The 14690-nt window shown below is 42.9% G+C and carries 13 protein-coding genes; 10 read left to right on the top strand and 3 right to left on the bottom strand.

What is annotated here, in order from left to right:
- Positions 1 to 40: 40 nt before the first annotated feature.
- Together DSM107010_RS18285 and DSM107010_RS18280 are read left to right on the top strand one after the other, a co-directional pair.
- On the top strand, positions 41 to 265 hold the full coding sequence (locus tag DSM107010_RS18285) for a hypothetical protein (RefSeq protein ID WP_127023575.1): 225 nt from the start codon (positions 41 to 43) through the stop codon (positions 263 to 265).
- A gap of 18 nt (positions 266 to 283) precedes the next feature.
- A complete protein-coding gene (locus tag DSM107010_RS18280; RefSeq protein ID WP_106168202.1) occupies positions 284 to 730 on the top strand; it encodes an SRPBCC family protein in 447 nt (148 codons plus the stop codon).
- Positions 731 to 813: 83 nt separating this feature from the next.
- Here the strand turns inward: DSM107010_RS18280 and DSM107010_RS18275 are convergent, their stop codons facing one another.
- The gene (locus tag DSM107010_RS18275; protein ID WP_015152659.1) at positions 814 to 1632 is read right to left on the bottom strand and encodes a SirB1 family protein; all 819 of its coding nucleotides are present in this window, start codon (positions 1630 to 1632) and stop codon (positions 814 to 816) included.
- Between the two features lie 198 nt (positions 1633 to 1830).
- Here DSM107010_RS18275 and DSM107010_RS18270 point away from each other — a divergent pair, with 198 nt between their 5' ends.
- From DSM107010_RS18270 to DSM107010_RS18240, 7 genes are all read left to right on the top strand, one after another.
- On the top strand, positions 1831 to 3288 hold the full coding sequence (locus DSM107010_RS18270; RefSeq protein WP_127023589.1) for a sensor histidine kinase: 1458 nt from the start codon (positions 1831 to 1833) through the stop codon (positions 3286 to 3288).
- Complete coding sequence (locus tag DSM107010_RS18265; protein ID WP_015152661.1) at positions 3281 to 3955, top strand: response regulator transcription factor; 675 nt, start codon at positions 3281 to 3283, stop codon at positions 3953 to 3955. Before DSM107010_RS18270 ends, DSM107010_RS18265 begins: the two co-directional genes overlap by 8 nt.
- Positions 3956 to 4065: 110 nt before the next feature.
- Positions 4066 to 4482: a hypothetical protein gene (locus DSM107010_RS18260; RefSeq protein ID WP_106168203.1), complete on the top strand. Its 417-nt coding sequence runs from the start codon at positions 4066 to 4068 to the stop codon at positions 4480 to 4482.
- A 145-nt stretch (positions 4483 to 4627) separates the two neighbouring features.
- Positions 4628 to 5590, top strand: a complete 963-nt coding sequence (locus DSM107010_RS18255; RefSeq protein ID WP_106168204.1) for a glycosyltransferase family 2 protein — start codon at positions 4628 to 4630, stop codon at positions 5588 to 5590.
- A gap of 125 nt (positions 5591 to 5715) precedes the next feature.
- A complete protein-coding gene (locus DSM107010_RS18250) occupies positions 5716 to 7371 on the top strand; it encodes a hypothetical protein (protein ID WP_127023586.1) in 1656 nt (551 codons plus the stop codon).
- Positions 7372 to 7549: 178 nt separating this feature from the next.
- Positions 7550 to 8500 carry a lysylphosphatidylglycerol synthase transmembrane domain-containing protein gene (locus DSM107010_RS18245; RefSeq protein WP_127023572.1) on the top strand — a complete coding sequence of 317 codons (951 nt, stop codon included), beginning with the start codon at positions 7550 to 7552 and terminating at the stop codon, positions 8498 to 8500.
- A gap of 92 nt (positions 8501 to 8592) precedes the next feature.
- On the top strand, positions 8593 to 10212 hold the full coding sequence (locus DSM107010_RS18240; RefSeq protein WP_106171311.1) for an iron uptake porin: 1620 nt from the start codon (positions 8593 to 8595) through the stop codon (positions 10210 to 10212).
- A gap of 135 nt (positions 10213 to 10347) precedes the next feature.
- Here the strand turns inward: DSM107010_RS18240 and DSM107010_RS18235 are convergent, their stop codons facing one another.
- On the bottom strand, positions 10348 to 11070 hold the full coding sequence (locus tag DSM107010_RS18235; protein WP_127023569.1) for a DUF4336 domain-containing protein: 723 nt from the start codon (positions 11068 to 11070) through the stop codon (positions 10348 to 10350).
- Positions 11071 to 11212: 142 nt separating this feature from the next.
- On the opposite strand from DSM107010_RS18235, the gene DSM107010_RS18230 reads away from it, so the two are divergent.
- Positions 11213 to 11851 (top strand): TetR/AcrR family transcriptional regulator, encoded by a 639-nt coding sequence (locus DSM107010_RS18230; RefSeq protein ID WP_106169028.1) that lies wholly within the window; start codon positions 11213 to 11215, stop codon positions 11849 to 11851.
- Positions 11852 to 12107: 256 nt separating this feature from the next.
- Here DSM107010_RS18230 and DSM107010_RS18225 read toward each other — a convergent pair whose 3' ends face one another.
- Positions 12108 to 14537, bottom strand: coding sequence for a PhoX family protein (locus DSM107010_RS18225; RefSeq protein ID WP_106169027.1), 2430 nt, complete (start codon positions 14535 to 14537; stop codon positions 12108 to 12110).
- Positions 14538 to 14690 lie beyond the last annotated feature (153 nt).

The raw sequence follows: 14690 nt of genomic DNA, 5'->3' as shown, positions 1-14690 counted from the left end.
GTGATAGATGCGAAATCAAATCAGTTTGCTCGTAAAGATTATGATTAAATTTTCTGATAAATGGGAGATAAGGGAGCAGAGAGTAATTCACAAGTCGCTCTTTCGCAAGTCGCTCTTTCGCAAGTCGCTCTTTCGCAGTCGCAAGCCAAGCCTGAGCGCACCACTCACTACATACACCCCACACCCTAGTTCTGAACGCACCACTCACCACCCAATTACCAACTACCAACTACCAACTACCAACTACCCATTACCCATACCCTGACAACTGATAACTGAACAAATGACACAAATATTTGAACAATCAATTGAGATTGCTGCTAGTGCAACGGCTGTCGAGCGTTGCATTACCGACTTGCATCTAATGCATCGGTGGTTGAACCCAGCCCTGCGTTGCGAACCTGTAGGCGAGTGGAGTACGGAAATAGGTAGCCGCAGCCGTTTTCTTATTCAAGTTCCCTTAGTCAAACCAACTTTAGAATGCGTCACGCTCGATCGCGCTCCCGGGTTAATTGTCTGGGGGTTTGAGGGTTTTTTTCGGGGTAGCGATCGCTGGGAGTGTCAGCCTTTACCCCAAGGAACGCGCCTGCTTAACCGCTTTGAATTTGAGATTCCCAATCCCATCGTTAGCTGGGGTTTCCACACCTTCGCCGCCCCCTGGACGCAAGCAGACATGAAAACTCAACTCCAGCGCCTCAAGCAGGTTGCAGAGGAAGTGAGTAGGGAGTAGTGGGAGTGAGTCGCTAGCGGAACCAGAATTGCTTCCTCTTCTCCCTTGTCCGAATTCCGAATTCCGAATTCCGAATTCCAACCCTATCCTCTTCCCAGTTGACTCAACAACTTGCGAATTACTGGAGCATCTTCTGCATGGGGGGCTTGGGCAAGATAGGATTCAAAGTCGGAAATGGCTGAAAACCAATGTCCCAACTGGTAGTTAATTAAACCGCGATCGCGTGTTTCACCTGGGATATCTGGAAACAATAGCAAAATCTTTTCTACTGTTCCCAGTGCTTTTTCTAAATCCTGCTGTTGTAAATAAATATACTTCAAATTTGTCAGCATCCGTGCTAAGAATTGCCGATGAGTCACCGATCGCAAAAATTCCGCTCGTAATGCTACAGGCTGTCCGTAAATTTGGCTCAATTTTGCTTGACAGTCTTGGGGAAACAGTACTTCACCGCGATTGAAGGCATCGACAAAAATTTCCATTTCCGGTATGTCAGGACGAATCAGGAAATGCCCTGGCATTCCCACTCCAACCATCGGAAAGTCAATTCGCTTAGCTAACTCTAGGTAGATTAGCGATAGTGTAATCGGGATTCCCGTCCGTCGCTCGATCGCATCGTTTAAGAAGCTATTACGCGGATCGTGATATTCATTAACATTTCCTTTAAATCCTAAGTCTTCATATAAGTATTGATTAATAGTGTGAATGACACGTAAGGGATACCTCTGAATAGGTAGCCGCTCTAGTAATTCTTCTGCCATCGTATCTAGAGCGTTGAGATATTCTGCTGGATCGAGGTCTTGATATTCCTCCTGAGCAATGTACAGAGCTGCTTTGGCTAGATCGATCTGCTCATCAGAGCGATCGATCTCTTGAGAGAAAAATTGCCTTGCTACCGGAACCATCACTAATTGCAAAGAATAATAAGGATCGTTTTACACTCTTTACATAAATTAAAACAGACAACACAGTATAAATGGTGCATCCTTAAGGTCAGTCTTATGGAACTCAACCAGAGATAGTTGCATCAAAAACAACAAACGTGGGAAGTCAGCGATCGAGGTCAAAAATTCTGCAATCGATTTGAGCCATCAAAAACAGAAGTGTCACCACCAAATCGTTTCGATAAAACTCAACAATGGCGGCGGATCTTTTATAGCTTGCGTACCAGCATTTTAATTTGGTATGTCTTGCTATTAACTTGTAGTGCGTTTCTTTCCACCTTGGTCATCCGGCAAGTCTTACTGGCGCGCCTAGAGGCAAGACATGCAACCTCTTTGCTACAGGAAGTCAAGGAGTTTCGAGTTTTAGCTAATGGCAAAGACCCCAACACGGGAAAACCTTTTCAACATAACCTTAAAGCTTTATTTAAAGTTTTTCTCAACCGCAACATTCCTGATGACGATGAGTTTTTGATTGCCATCATCGAGGGTGAAATCGATCGCTCCAGCCCTAGAGCGCTACCCGAGCCACTAAAACAGAATTCAGAGCTAATTCAATATTTTGGTAAATTGACTCAGCCCGAACAGGGAGCCAGAGAGACTGCTGTAGGTACGATTCTCTATCGCGCTGCCCCTATTATCAGAGATGAAACTCACGGAGTCTTTGTGGTCGCTCAACTGACAGCAGGGGAACGCCAAGAAGTGAATGAAGCAATGGCAGTGATTATTCAAGTCAAAATTTTTGTCATCATTGGGGCAGCTATCCTTGCTTGGTTAGTGGCAGGTAGAACGCTGACTCCTCTACATTTACTCACGGAAACTGCACGCTCGATTCGCGAATCTGACCTCACTCGCCGCATTCCTGTCAAAGGGTCGGATGAAGTTGCCGAACTCGCAACGACATTTAATGAAATGCTCGATCGCCTCCAAGCTGCTTTCAGCAGCCAACGCAACTTCATTAACGATGCCAGTCACGAACTGCGAACGCCAATTACTATCATCCGCGGTCACTTAGAACTTATGGGCGACGATCCCCAAGAACGAGAGGAAACTGTAGCCTTGGTGACAGACGAATTAGATCGCATGAGTCGTTTTATTGACGATCTGTTACTCCTCGCTAAGGCGGAGCAACCAAACTTTTTAAAGCTGGAAAGATTAGATCTGACTACCTTGGTAGCAGAAATTTACTCTAAGGCGATCGCCCTATCAACGGATCGTCACTGGCAGATCGATCGCCATAGTCCAGGGGCAATTATTGACGACCGTCAGCGTCTCACCCAAGCAATGATAAACTTGGCTCAGAATGCCACCCAACACACGACAACGGGAGATACGATCGCTTTAGGCTGTATGCAGAGACACAATTGGGTACGGTTATGGGTGCGCGATACGGGCGAAGGTATTTCTCTGGCAGACCAACAAAGAATTTTTGAACGCTTTGCTCGCACTACCAAAAGTCAAAGACGTTCTGAAGGTGCTGGCTTAGGCTTGGCAATCGTGCGGGCGATCGCTCAAGCTCACGGTGGCAAAATTGAACTAAGTAGTCGTCCTCATCGCGGCTCTACTTTTACCATCGTACTTCCTATCGAACCCACATCAGAGATATCATCTCATGAGTAGAATTTTAATCGTCGAAGATGAACCCCGGATTAGTGCTTTTATTGAAAAAGGACTAAAAGCCAATGGCTACACAGTCTCAGTAGTTCGGGATGGCGATGAAGCTTTACTTGTAGCCAATAGCAAAGATTTTGACCTCATGATTCTCGATATAGGGCTACCGCGACAAGACGGTTGGACGATATTATCAACATTGCGCGGTCAAGGAGAATATTTACCGATCGTCATTCTCACTGCTCGCGACGATGTGAATGATAAAGTAGCGGGACTAGAGGGAGGCGCTGATGACTATATGACCAAGCCATTTCGGTTTGAAGAATTGCTGGCGCGGGTGCGTTTACGGTTACGCGACAAAACTCAGAGCGTTACGAAGGAGATTGCGGAACTCAAAGCAGGTAATCTTGTCCTAGATTTGCGGCTGCGACAAGTTAGAATTGGCGATCGCTCGATTGAACTTTCTGCAAAAGAATTTACGTTGATCGAAACATTTCTGCGGCATCCCAATCAAGTCCTCAGCCGCGAGCAACTCCTCAGTGCTGTTTGGGGTTATGACTACGATCCTGGTTCTAATATTGTTGATGTTTATGTTGGCTATTTACGCAAAAAAATCAGTTCTCACCTGATTGAAACCGTCCGAGGTATGGGATACCGTTTCGTTAGTCAGCAGTGAACAGTTGTCAGTGTAGAGACGTTACATGTAACGTCTGTACATAGTTATCAGTTATCAGTCAATTCCGACCTACGACTTACCTGTTACTCTCATAAACTGTAAATTTAATTATGCGTTTAATTCTTAGCTCGATCGCCGCGATCGCTTTTCTGGCATTGCCTACAATTGTGGCGGCGCAATCTACCTCTCCTAACTCAGACAACAATTCTTCTTTTGAACTTCCACGACGCACTCCTAGAAATCCTAGCAGACCTGCCGAACCACCAGAACCACCAGAAGAATATGAAAAGAAAATAGAAGATATTCAAAATTTAGTCAGCAGTAATAAGCAGGTAAAAATAATTTGCGCCAACTATATGAACGATATAAAGTATCAGTTTCTCAGTAATAAGTTGCAGATTGATACTGGTAATAATAGTTGTGCTTTTACCATTATTAAAGAAGTTATTCAACCGCAACTGGCTGAAGGTAAACTTAGAACCTACGAATATACAGGCGATCGCGAAGGGGTAATTGTTACGTTTTAATTTAATATTTTAAGAAAGTGACTAGTGTTTAGTGGAGTTGTTGACCAGAAAAAAATCTAGCCACTAGCCACTGGTTCCACCAGCCACTCACGAATAACAAATGACAAATAACTAAAAAGCTTATGAATTCTGTATATATCACCGTATGACCAAGCTAATTATTCAAATTCCTTGTTATAACGAAGCAGAAACTTTGGGAACTACTCTCTCAGCTTTGCCGCGGGAAATACCTGGGATTAGCTGTGTAGAATGGTTAGTAATTGATGATGGCAGTACGGATAAAACACTTGCAGTTGCTAAAGAGTTTGGGGTCGATCGCATAGTCAGATTGAACCACAATCAAGGACTTGCAAAAGCATTTATGGCAGGGATAGAAGCTTGTCTAATCGCAGGAGCAGATATTATTGTTAATACTGATGCAGATAATCAATATTGTGCTGATGATATTCCTAAATTAATTGCCCCCATTTTATTAGGTAGAGCAGAAATTGTCATTGGCACGCGACCAATTTATAAAATTAAACACTTTTCCCCAACTAAAAAAGTTTTACAAAAATTAGGAAGTTGGGTGGTACGCCTTGCCAGCAACACGGACATTCCCGACGCACCCAGTGGTTTTCGGGCAATTAGTCGAGAAGCAGCAATGCAATTAAATGTATTTAACGAATATACTTATACGCTAGAAACGATCATTCAAGCTGGACAAAAAGGTATTCCGATTACTGCCGTTCCGATTAGAACGAATAAATATCTCAGACCTTCGCGTTTAGTGAAAAACATTCCAACTTACATTCAGCGATCGCTCTTTACAATTTTACGCATTTTCATGACATATCAGCCCCTAAAATTCTTCACAATTTTAGGCAGCATTCCTTTTAGTTTGGGTACATTGCTGGGAATTCGATGGCTAATATTTTTTCTTGATGGCACAACTCGTACTCGTATCCCTAGCTTGATTTTAGCAGCAATTTTAATTATTACTGGCGTTCAATTGTGGCTTTTTGGCTTAGTTGCCGATCTCTTAGCAGTCAACCGCAAAGTATTAGAAGAAATTCAATTACGACTACGACGGGCGGATATTGAAGGGAGCAGGGAGAAAGAGAGCTGAGGGGACAAGGGGGACAAGGGAGAACAAACTACCAATTACCAATTACCAATTACCAATTACCAGTGTCAAATAAAAACCTGTTTGCTAAAGAAGCGATCGCGCAAATTCCTAAAATTCTAACCCTAATGGATCGTAATGTTCACAGCCCTACTTATGGATGTTGCGATCGCAATTTCTGGCATTACAAAATTATCGATTTTCCGAGCGGGATGGCGCAAGAATTTGTATTACCTCTCGCTTTAGCATACGATACGGATTTACCAAATAACCCTTTTTATCGCCAAAGGATCGTTCCTCAGTGGGTGGAAGCAGGAATTTTATATGCTGCTCGTAGCGCTCATAAAGATGGTTCCTGTGACGATTATTTTCCCTACGAACGAGCTGCTGGTGCAGCGGCTTTTTCTCTACTTGCCTGTATAGATAGCTACACTCTATTAAAACTCAATAATCCTATCGCTCTGCAATTTTTTACTAAACGTGCTAATTGGTTGGCAAAACATCATGAAAGTGGTAGACTTACCAATCACCAAGCCTTGATTGTTTTTTGTTTTGAATTACTTTCAAACTTATTACAAACCTTTCAGTGGGATCGAGCAAAAGTTCAGCGCTTAGAACGAGTTTTAGCTTGGCAAAGTAGCGAAGGCTGGTTTCAAGAATATGAAGGTTGCGATCCTGGTTATCATACTTTAACTATTTCTTGTTTAGCGCGAATTTATCAACTTAAACCCGATATTCGCATCAAAGAGGCATTAATCAAAGCGATTGAATTAGCTGCTCAATTTGTCCATCCTGATGGTTCATATGGGGGAGAATATACTAGTCGCAATACATACAATTACTTCCCTCATGGTTTTGAATTAGTTGGGCAATGGTTCCCAGATGCTTTAAGAATTAATGATGCTTTTTTAGTTGGATTAGCGAACGGTTTAGCACCTTGTTATAGTGACGACCATATTATCGGACATCATACTTGGAATTACTTGTTGGCTTGGCGCGATTTTGTTCCTCAACGTCCTTTATCTCAATCTCGTCCTACAGGTAGAATTTGGCTACCGGAGGCGAAGATTTTGATAGACCGATATCAAGGTACATCTGAAGACAAGGGGGACAAGGGGGACAAGGGAGACAAGGGAGACAAGGGGGACAAGGGGGACAAGGGAGACAAGGGAGACAAGGGGGACAAGGGGGACAAGGGGGACAAGGGAGATAATTATGAATTGTATTTGGCACTTAATAAGGGAGGTACGTTTAAACTATTTCGTAACAACCAGTTGATAGCTTCAGATACGCAGTTTTCACTTTTGGTTAAAGAAGGTAAAAAAATTAAGAATGCAGTTGGACATTTAGTAGGAAATTATGCGATCGCTCTAGAACAAAACAAAATTACAATTCAAGGACAGTTGGGATGGGCGAAGCAAAAACAAATGACACCAGCTAACTTAATGATATTACGCATAGTTATGCTGGGCTTCGGACGATTTTTTTCTAATTTAATTCGGAAGTTATTACAAAAAGTTTTGATTGTTGGCAAGAAAGACGCACCATTCTGGTTTCAACGTCAACTGTTTTGGGAGAATGGTAAATTACAGATAATTGACGAACTAAAAGCTCAGAATTGGGAAAATGTTATAGCTGCTGATATTGGCTGCGATCGCACTTCAATTTATGTTGTGATGAGTCGAACTTTTCAAATCGGTCAGTTGCAGCCTGAATGGAATTTTACTGAAGAAGTCAAACAACTCGCCCCAGGTGAATCGCTAAAATTAGAACGGTATTTTTAAAAGTTATTTTTGATATATCGTCTCTACAAGAACAGGAGTTACGCACTTGAAATCTGAGATCTCGATCCCCCCTAGTTCCCTCCTTCTAAAAAGGGGAACTCAAAGCCCCCTTTTTAAGGGGGTTGGGGGATCGACTGCGTAAATTTTGAAGAAATTGAATATTTTTTTGGATTCAAACATGAAACGAATAATTTCTATTGTAGTTAGCTTAATAATTTTAGTAATTATTTATTGGAAAATAGACTTTATTAACCTCATCAGAGTTTTTCAAAACTCAAACATTTACTGGATGATAGTCAGTCTATGTATGGTCGTACCCATAACAACTATTACAGCATGGCGATTGCAGCAACTAGCTCCCAAACAAGCTCAATTAAGCTTTGGAGAAGCAAATAAATTAATTTTAGCTGCTAGCGTTCTGAATATGGTCTTACCTTCAAAAATGGGCGATATTGCTAAAGCTTATTTTATGCGGCAGCAAGGTCATTTAACTGGTTCTTTGTCTTTATCTTTAGTTGTTTTTGAGAAAACTTGCGATTTACTATCGTTATTATTATGGTGTGTTTTGGGTTTAATTCTTTATCCTTATAAGAATTGGTTGTTTTGGATAATGACAGTAAGTGTGAGTTTGGGATTAATCCTTGGCTTACTCTTACTCAGTTCTCGTAAATTTGCCCAAATATTTTTTGTCTTAAGTAAAGCGATCGCTACCAAAAAACTTAAAATTAAAATTCAAAAATTGCAATTTTCCTGGGAGGAAATGCATAATTACTTTTGGCGCGATCGAGCTAATTTATTCAAAATCGCTTTAACGTCTATATTTATTTGGTTTTTACATCTATTACAGATTTGGTTCTTCATTCTGGCTCTAAAAGCCTGGACACCATTTTTAACAAACCTTGCTCTTTCTCCATTAGCGATTTTAGCAGGATTATTACCGCTGACATTTGCTGGTGTTGGCACTCGCGATGCTGCATTAATTGCGTTCTACCAACCCTATTTTAATGCTCCTACGGCAGCTGCTTTAGGTTTACTTTGCACGTCCCGCTACTTGTTACCTGCGATTGGTGGTTTCCCTTTTTTAGGACAATATTTAACAACCGTTCGCCGTTTTTCTCAAGAGAAGTAAAGATGAAATTTTTCTCATCTTAAATTCACAAGTTTGTTACTTTTATAGAGTAGTCTTGCACCTGTGAAGAAAATACATGTATATTCTATTAAGTGTTTCTAGTCGCAGGAATTGTGTTGCAGATTATTAGCAATAATATTCGTACAAGCATATTTGTATTTGGTGCAACGCTTGCACTAACAAATAGTGTATTTGCCAGCGAATTGAAGCAAGAAAACACAGATTTAGATCGAGCAAATAACTTATCTTCTAGCTTTAAAGCGATCGCACCTTACGAAGCTAACAGTCTCGATCGGATAACGCCTATTTCCCAACTCGACAATATTAGCACTCGCGATTGGCAGTGGCAAACATTAAAATCTCTCAGCCAACGCTATAATACAACAATTGATTTTAATGGCGATCGCAGTCTAACACGTTATGAATTTGCCGCTACTTTAGATACTGTTTTAACTGAAATTGCAAAACTAATTGCTACAGGTGACGCTGAACGAGTGAGTCAATCAGACATCACAAAATTACAAAGATTGCAAACAGAATTTGCTGCTGAACTAGCTAATCTACAAACAAGACGAGTAGAGGGATTAGAAAGTCAAGCCCAGCAGCTTGAAGCACAACAATTTTCTACAACTACAACTCTCTCAGGTCAAGTCATCTTTGCTGTCAGTGGCGCTGTAGGTGACGAAAAAGCCGATGGTAGTGGTGAAAAAGTAGATAGCAATTTAGTTTTGAGCGATCGCGTGCGACTAACTTTTAATTCTAGTTTTATGGGGGAAGATCGTCTGAGGGTGCGTATACAAGCGAATAACTTCCCCGGAGTTGAAGATGCGACTAGGACAACAATGGCGCGGTTGGGATTTGAAGGGGATAGCGAGAATCAGTTTGAGTTAACTCGCATTGAGTACCGCTTTCCCGTTGGCGAACAAACTACAGTTTATGCTGGGATCTTCGGTAGTGGAATAGATGACTTCGCCGATACAGTCAATTCTTTCCTTGATAGTAGCAGTCGGGGGGCAGTATCTCGCTTTGGCAGACGCAATCCGATATACAGACAAGGTTCGGGTACGGGAGTAGGTGTGGAATACGATTTGACTGAGGAGATCTCTCTGCAACTGGGTTACGTTGCTGAAGATGCTAACGAACTGGAATCTGGAATTGGTGGTAGTGCTTACGGCGCGATCGCGCAATTGTATTTTGAGTATAGCGATCGATTTGAGTTAGGTTTAACTTACGTACATTCTTACAACCAAATAGATACAGGTACGGGAAGCGAACTAGCCAACGATCCTTTTGATGAAAACAGCGATGCTATCCGAGCAAATTCTTATGGTATTGCTACAACTTGGCAGATTAATCCTAAATTTGCGATCGGTGGATGGATGGGTTTGACAAATGCGACAGCCGCAGATTTACCAGACAATCCAACCGCAGAGATTTTTAATTATGCTATCACCCTTGCCTTTCCTGACTTAGGGAAAGAGGGTAGCTTAGGTGGAATTGTTATCGGTCAACCACCAAAGGTTACTAACAGCGATCTCAGCACAGATTTTCAAGACCGCAATACAGCTTGGCATTTTGAAGCATTCTACCGCTTGCAACTCAGCGAACAAATTTCAATGACTCCAGGTTTCTTAGTTATTATCAATCCCGAACACGATAACAATAACAATACTTTATATGTTGGGACAATTCGTACTACTTTTGAATTTTAATTAAGAGTTCTAATTTAGACTACCGAACTACGAACGAGCTATAGCAATCCAAATTGATTTGTAAACGTTCCCGTGTAGAGACGTTACATGTAACGTCTCTACACGGGCAATCGATTTCACGATTATCTAAGAGCGTTATATCTGTAAATTTTTTGTAGATAAAAACTTCTCATATCCCGCTTGTAATTGGCGCTTACCGTCACGTTCGATAATACTACCATGAGCCATAATGACTCGATCGAAATCCCAGCAGAGAACTTTTTGAATTGACTGTTTTACCCGTTCTTTATCGCGAGAAGCAAGTTTTTCTAATAATGTTGGTTCCAACTGGCGATCGCCTCCTATAATTCTGAAAACTAATTGTGTTTGCCAAGGAAAACTAGCATCAACATGAAATGCTGTATCTGTCAATACCAAAGTTTGGCTTTCTCGATGCCAAAATACAATTTCATTTAATATTCCCGAATTGCCGATACCTATAGTTTGAAATCCCGCAAATAAAAGATATTCAACTTCATTCAAATCGCCGATTCTACCACATTCGCTAAGGATGCGATCGCTCTTTATATCTGGTCTTTTCAAGTCTAAACCTGGAGCAATCCAAATCTCGGCATTAGGATAAATCGACTTGAAGTTGTTGAGAAAAAGATGATGGTAGCAATTTGGCGCGATAATTGTGGTGACGTGACCCAGTGCGTTAATTTGCTGAATAATTGTTTCATCAACATCACTGGGAGAAATAATTATAAGTTCGCCATTGTCAAGGCGAATTACTGTCATTCTCGTTCCCACTTCTAGACCTAAAAACTTAAGTTGCCGTTCGCCAACCCAGATATTTCGATCGATTTCTCTCAGCATAAGCTTAGGGTGTGGGGTGTACTGAATGCCATAATTAGCGATCGCCCTTCTAAACGTGAGGAATCCTCATATTTGCATAATCTGAGAAATCCTCACGTTTGTCAAGAGAGACAGATAAACCCGACCGTACGATTATCGATACATGACTTCCAGGCATTTACCGCAACAATCCCGTAGCAGAAAAAGATTTGAGCAAATTCTGCAAGCCGCCGCCGCAGTGTTTGCCGAAGTTGGCTATGAAGCAGCTTCTACGGAGGCGATCGCACAACGGGCAAATACTTCTATTGGCTCGCTTTATCGCTTTTTTCCAGATAAATCTGCGGTTTTATACGCCTTGGCAGAGAGATATGCCGAGCAAATGCGGGATTTATTTGTCACTAAGTTCAATTCCTCAACAGTAGATCGACCTCTGGCTCAGGTGGTCAGCGATACAGTCGAAGCGTTTGATGATTTTTTCACGACCGTACCAGGGGCGCAAGCAATTATGTTGCGATCGCGAGTTTCTCCTGAGTTACAGGCGGTGAATCAACGTGCCGATCGCGAAATTGTGGCACATTTAGAAGCTTTTTTTGCCTTGCGACAACCGCAGATGGAACCAGAGCAACGCCAGCTAGCGGCTTTAGTCAGCGTAGAAATTACTGGAGCCTTACAGCTATTATCCCTTGCCCAAACAGAACGGTTACGACAGCAGATCGTGACTGAAACCAAACACATTTTAATTCGCTATCTTCAACCGCTTTTTCCCGATTGCGATCCGACAAATGAGAAAATTGGGAGCTAATACTAAGGCGATCGCATAATCCATATAAGCGCGATCGTCCTAATGCTAAATACTCCCATTTAGGATTATCGTGAAGCCATTTGCAAGATAACTTAAGGAAACTTATCTGAGTGAATAAATGAAGAAATTTTTTATAATTTAGTAATAAAAAAGTAGGGTAAGTATCCCCCACCCTACTAATAGCCAGTCACTGGTTACAAGCCGTAAGTTGAAATTAACTGGTCACTGATAACTGACAACTGACAACTGATAACTGTTAAACAAAGCGATCGCCTTTACCTTCTTTACGACGAATACCGATTACAGAAGGACGCGGCGGACCGTAAAGATCTCCAGCTAAATTGCTAGGCCAATTACTACCGCTTGGGACAGTTCTATTTTGCGTGAACAGAGTCCCATCCAAATTCAGCATCTCAATGTCGCGATTGAGACTTTGAGGCGGATTGAAGGGGCAGTTTTCCCCGGGATGCTGCACGGCAATAATTAAGGTATCGCTGACAAAAGTAGGTCCTGTCATTTCGCAGCGCGGCGGACCATAGGCAAAGGGTACGATCTGCCCTGCATTCTCACCATCTAGAGGAATGTAGAACAGCCAGTTATTACCGAAAACTCCAATTAAATCGGATGTTTGAATGTTGAGATCGGAGGATGCACCTTCTACCACAGCTCCAACTACTGTATGGTCGATGTTGAGTTGTTTTGCTTCTGCTCCTTCACCAAAACCGTTATGAGCGCCAGTGGACATATCCGTGACACCCCAGACGTTATTTTGGCTGTCGAAAGCAAGGTTATCCACGTTAGCAAAACCGTCTCCTGGCTCGGCTCCTGCTTCCCCACCTTTGGCTAAGCGTTGCCAACGGAAAGTTAGACCTGTATTATCGGAACTGTTTTCAGTAATCTTAAACAGTTCTCCTGAAGGCTGCCCGGCGTTGACATCTTTGCTGTACTTAGAGACAACAAATATCCGAGAATCTGGATAACCATCGCTACCTGGCGCACCATCGGTATAAGCGATGAAGACTTCCCTTGAATTGCGAGGATTGATTTCCAAATCTTCAGGACGAGCGGTAGGAGTACCACCGATGAGGTTAGCAGCTAAAAAGGCATCAACTAACACCGCGCCTTGACTGGTATAGAAATCTGAGAGTTTCTTACCTTGGTAGTCTTTTAAAGCCGTAGCTTCGTTCTCGGTCGTAATGTTGTACTTCCCACCATCTTTTGTTTGTGCGGCAATGCCGTTGCGTCGCGGTAATGGTAGCAGTGCGTTGCGCGTCGCTTTACCCAAAGCTTGAATTTCTACCGAGCCAAGCGTGGAAGGGGAAATGGGGTTGGTACTCGCACCAATCTCTAACGGTAGCCATTCACCTGTACCATCAGGATTGTATCGGGCAACGTAGAGCGTACCCGTCTCGAATAGTTCGCTATTTTTCTTGTCTTCAGGGGATTTGACCTTCCCTGCACTGACAAATTTCCAGGTATGTCCGCCACGGCGATCGTCACCCATGTAGGCAACGAGTTTTTTTCCAGACTCCGCCACTATAGTGATATTCTCATGGCGGAAGCGACCGAGAGCAGTATGTTTGCGCGATCGCCATTTGGGATCGGCGGGATCGATCTCGACCATCCAGCCGTATTTTTCCCCTACCATCCCGAATTCAGCTCCAGTCGTGCCTTCGGTGTATTCTGTTTGCGTACCGTTAGGCAGAACGGCTTCTGTAACTCCGACGAAGAACTCTTCACTAGCTTGGAAGTTTTCCTCTGCGGACACGATCGTTCCCCAAGGAGTTGTACCACCAGAACAGTTGTGTCCCGTACCGATGATTTTGCTACCCAATCCATCGGTGTTGACGGCTTCAAATACATCCTTAGCAGCCGCACCCGTACCGATGAGGTAGTTGAGATCGCCTTTCTGATAGCTTTTTTCACCCCAGGATGTGACTTCTTTGTAAGCATCAGTGCGATCGCTGTTGATTCCTAAGCCTGACAGGGTGTGGATGCGGCGATTTTTCGGGTCTTTGACAACGCTGTAACGTCTGTCATCACCTTGGCGAATTCTGACAATCGAACCACCCATGTTGTAAAGAAACTCGCCTAGCAATGTGCGGTTTTTCTCAGTAATATTGATTCCTAAATAAGGGAAAGATTCGGAGAACCCTGCCAAATCTTCTGGGGTTTCAGGCGCGAGAAGAGAAATGGGGTAGGAAACGTATTCGTGGTTCACCCACAAGTAGCCGTCTTTAACAGCAATGCCGTCGTAACTGCTACCGTCGATAATATTGCGAACCCTACTGTCCTTAATAGGAATAAAACCCGTGTAGTCGCAGTTATAACCAAAATAATCGTCTGGGTTGGAGAAGACGCGATCGCCCCAGCCAACAATGACGTAGCGTTCATATTCTGGGGGTACGATGACATCATCGTAGACGGTATATTTCGTCAATCTCGCATCTGTCGATGGTTGTAAAACTTGCCCTTTTTCACTGCCTGCTGGTAGGTAACTAGGCAGTTGTTGATAAATGGGTAACGGATGGGGCAATCGTACAGGGGTGAACGATAAAGCCTCAGCTGCTTGGGCAGCGTTAGAACCAGCACCAAACAGTTTATTCTCTAGCACGGGTGAGAAAGCAGCAGCACCAACACCCGCACCGAAGAAAACTAACAGCTGCCTCCGAGTAATTCTAGACATGAAACTCCCTCTTGATTCGGAATCGCCAGATCCTCAAGTTTGAAAATGTCTGTATTGCAATTATTAGTAGAGAGTGCAGAGTGCTATTAGCTCTTGGTTCCTTCAGGTTTCAACGCGATAACTATGCTCGCGCCTTTTCTATTAGCTTATGTA

Origin of the sequence: Chroococcidiopsis cubana SAG 39.79 (assembly GCF_003991895.1) — a bacterium.
In the GTDB taxonomy this organism is placed as follows: Bacteria; Cyanobacteriota; Cyanobacteriia; order Cyanobacteriales; family Chroococcidiopsidaceae; genus Chroococcidiopsis; species Chroococcidiopsis thermalis.
The sequence above is the reverse complement of the archived record's forward strand: the minus strand, read 5'-3'. Positions and strand labels throughout refer to the sequence as shown.

What these genes read in the sequence shown, in the direction of transcription:
- DSM107010_RS18285 (WP_127023575.1), top strand. Translation starts at nt 41, where the DNA reads ATGATTAAATTTTCTGATAAATGGGAGATAAGGGAGCAGAGAGTAATT.
- DSM107010_RS18275 (WP_015152659.1), bottom strand. Translation starts at nt 1,632, where the DNA reads ATGGTTCCGGTAGCAAGGCAATTTTTCTCTCAAGAGATCGATCGCTCT.
- DSM107010_RS18250 (WP_127023586.1), top strand. Translation starts at nt 5,716, where the DNA reads ATGGATCGTAATGTTCACAGCCCTACTTATGGATGTTGCGATCGCAAT.
- DSM107010_RS18225 (WP_106169027.1), bottom strand. Translation starts at nt 14,537, where the DNA reads ATGTCTAGAATTACTCGGAGGCAGCTGTTAGTTTTCTTCGGTGCGGGT.
- DSM107010_RS18265 (WP_015152661.1), top strand. Translation starts at nt 3,281, where the DNA reads ATGAGTAGAATTTTAATCGTCGAAGATGAACCCCGGATTAGTGCTTTT.
- DSM107010_RS18280 (WP_106168202.1), top strand. Translation starts at nt 284, where the DNA reads ATGACACAAATATTTGAACAATCAATTGAGATTGCTGCTAGTGCAACG.
- DSM107010_RS18255 (WP_106168204.1), top strand. Translation starts at nt 4,628, where the DNA reads ATGACCAAGCTAATTATTCAAATTCCTTGTTATAACGAAGCAGAAACT.
- DSM107010_RS18235 (WP_127023569.1), bottom strand. Translation starts at nt 11,070, where the DNA reads ATGCTGAGAGAAATCGATCGAAATATCTGGGTTGGCGAACGGCAACTT.
- DSM107010_RS18260 (WP_106168203.1), top strand. Translation starts at nt 4,066, where the DNA reads ATGCGTTTAATTCTTAGCTCGATCGCCGCGATCGCTTTTCTGGCATTG.
- DSM107010_RS18230 (WP_106169028.1), top strand. Translation starts at nt 11,213, where the DNA reads ATGACTTCCAGGCATTTACCGCAACAATCCCGTAGCAGAAAAAGATTT.
- DSM107010_RS18245 (WP_127023572.1), top strand. Translation starts at nt 7,550, where the DNA reads ATGAAACGAATAATTTCTATTGTAGTTAGCTTAATAATTTTAGTAATT.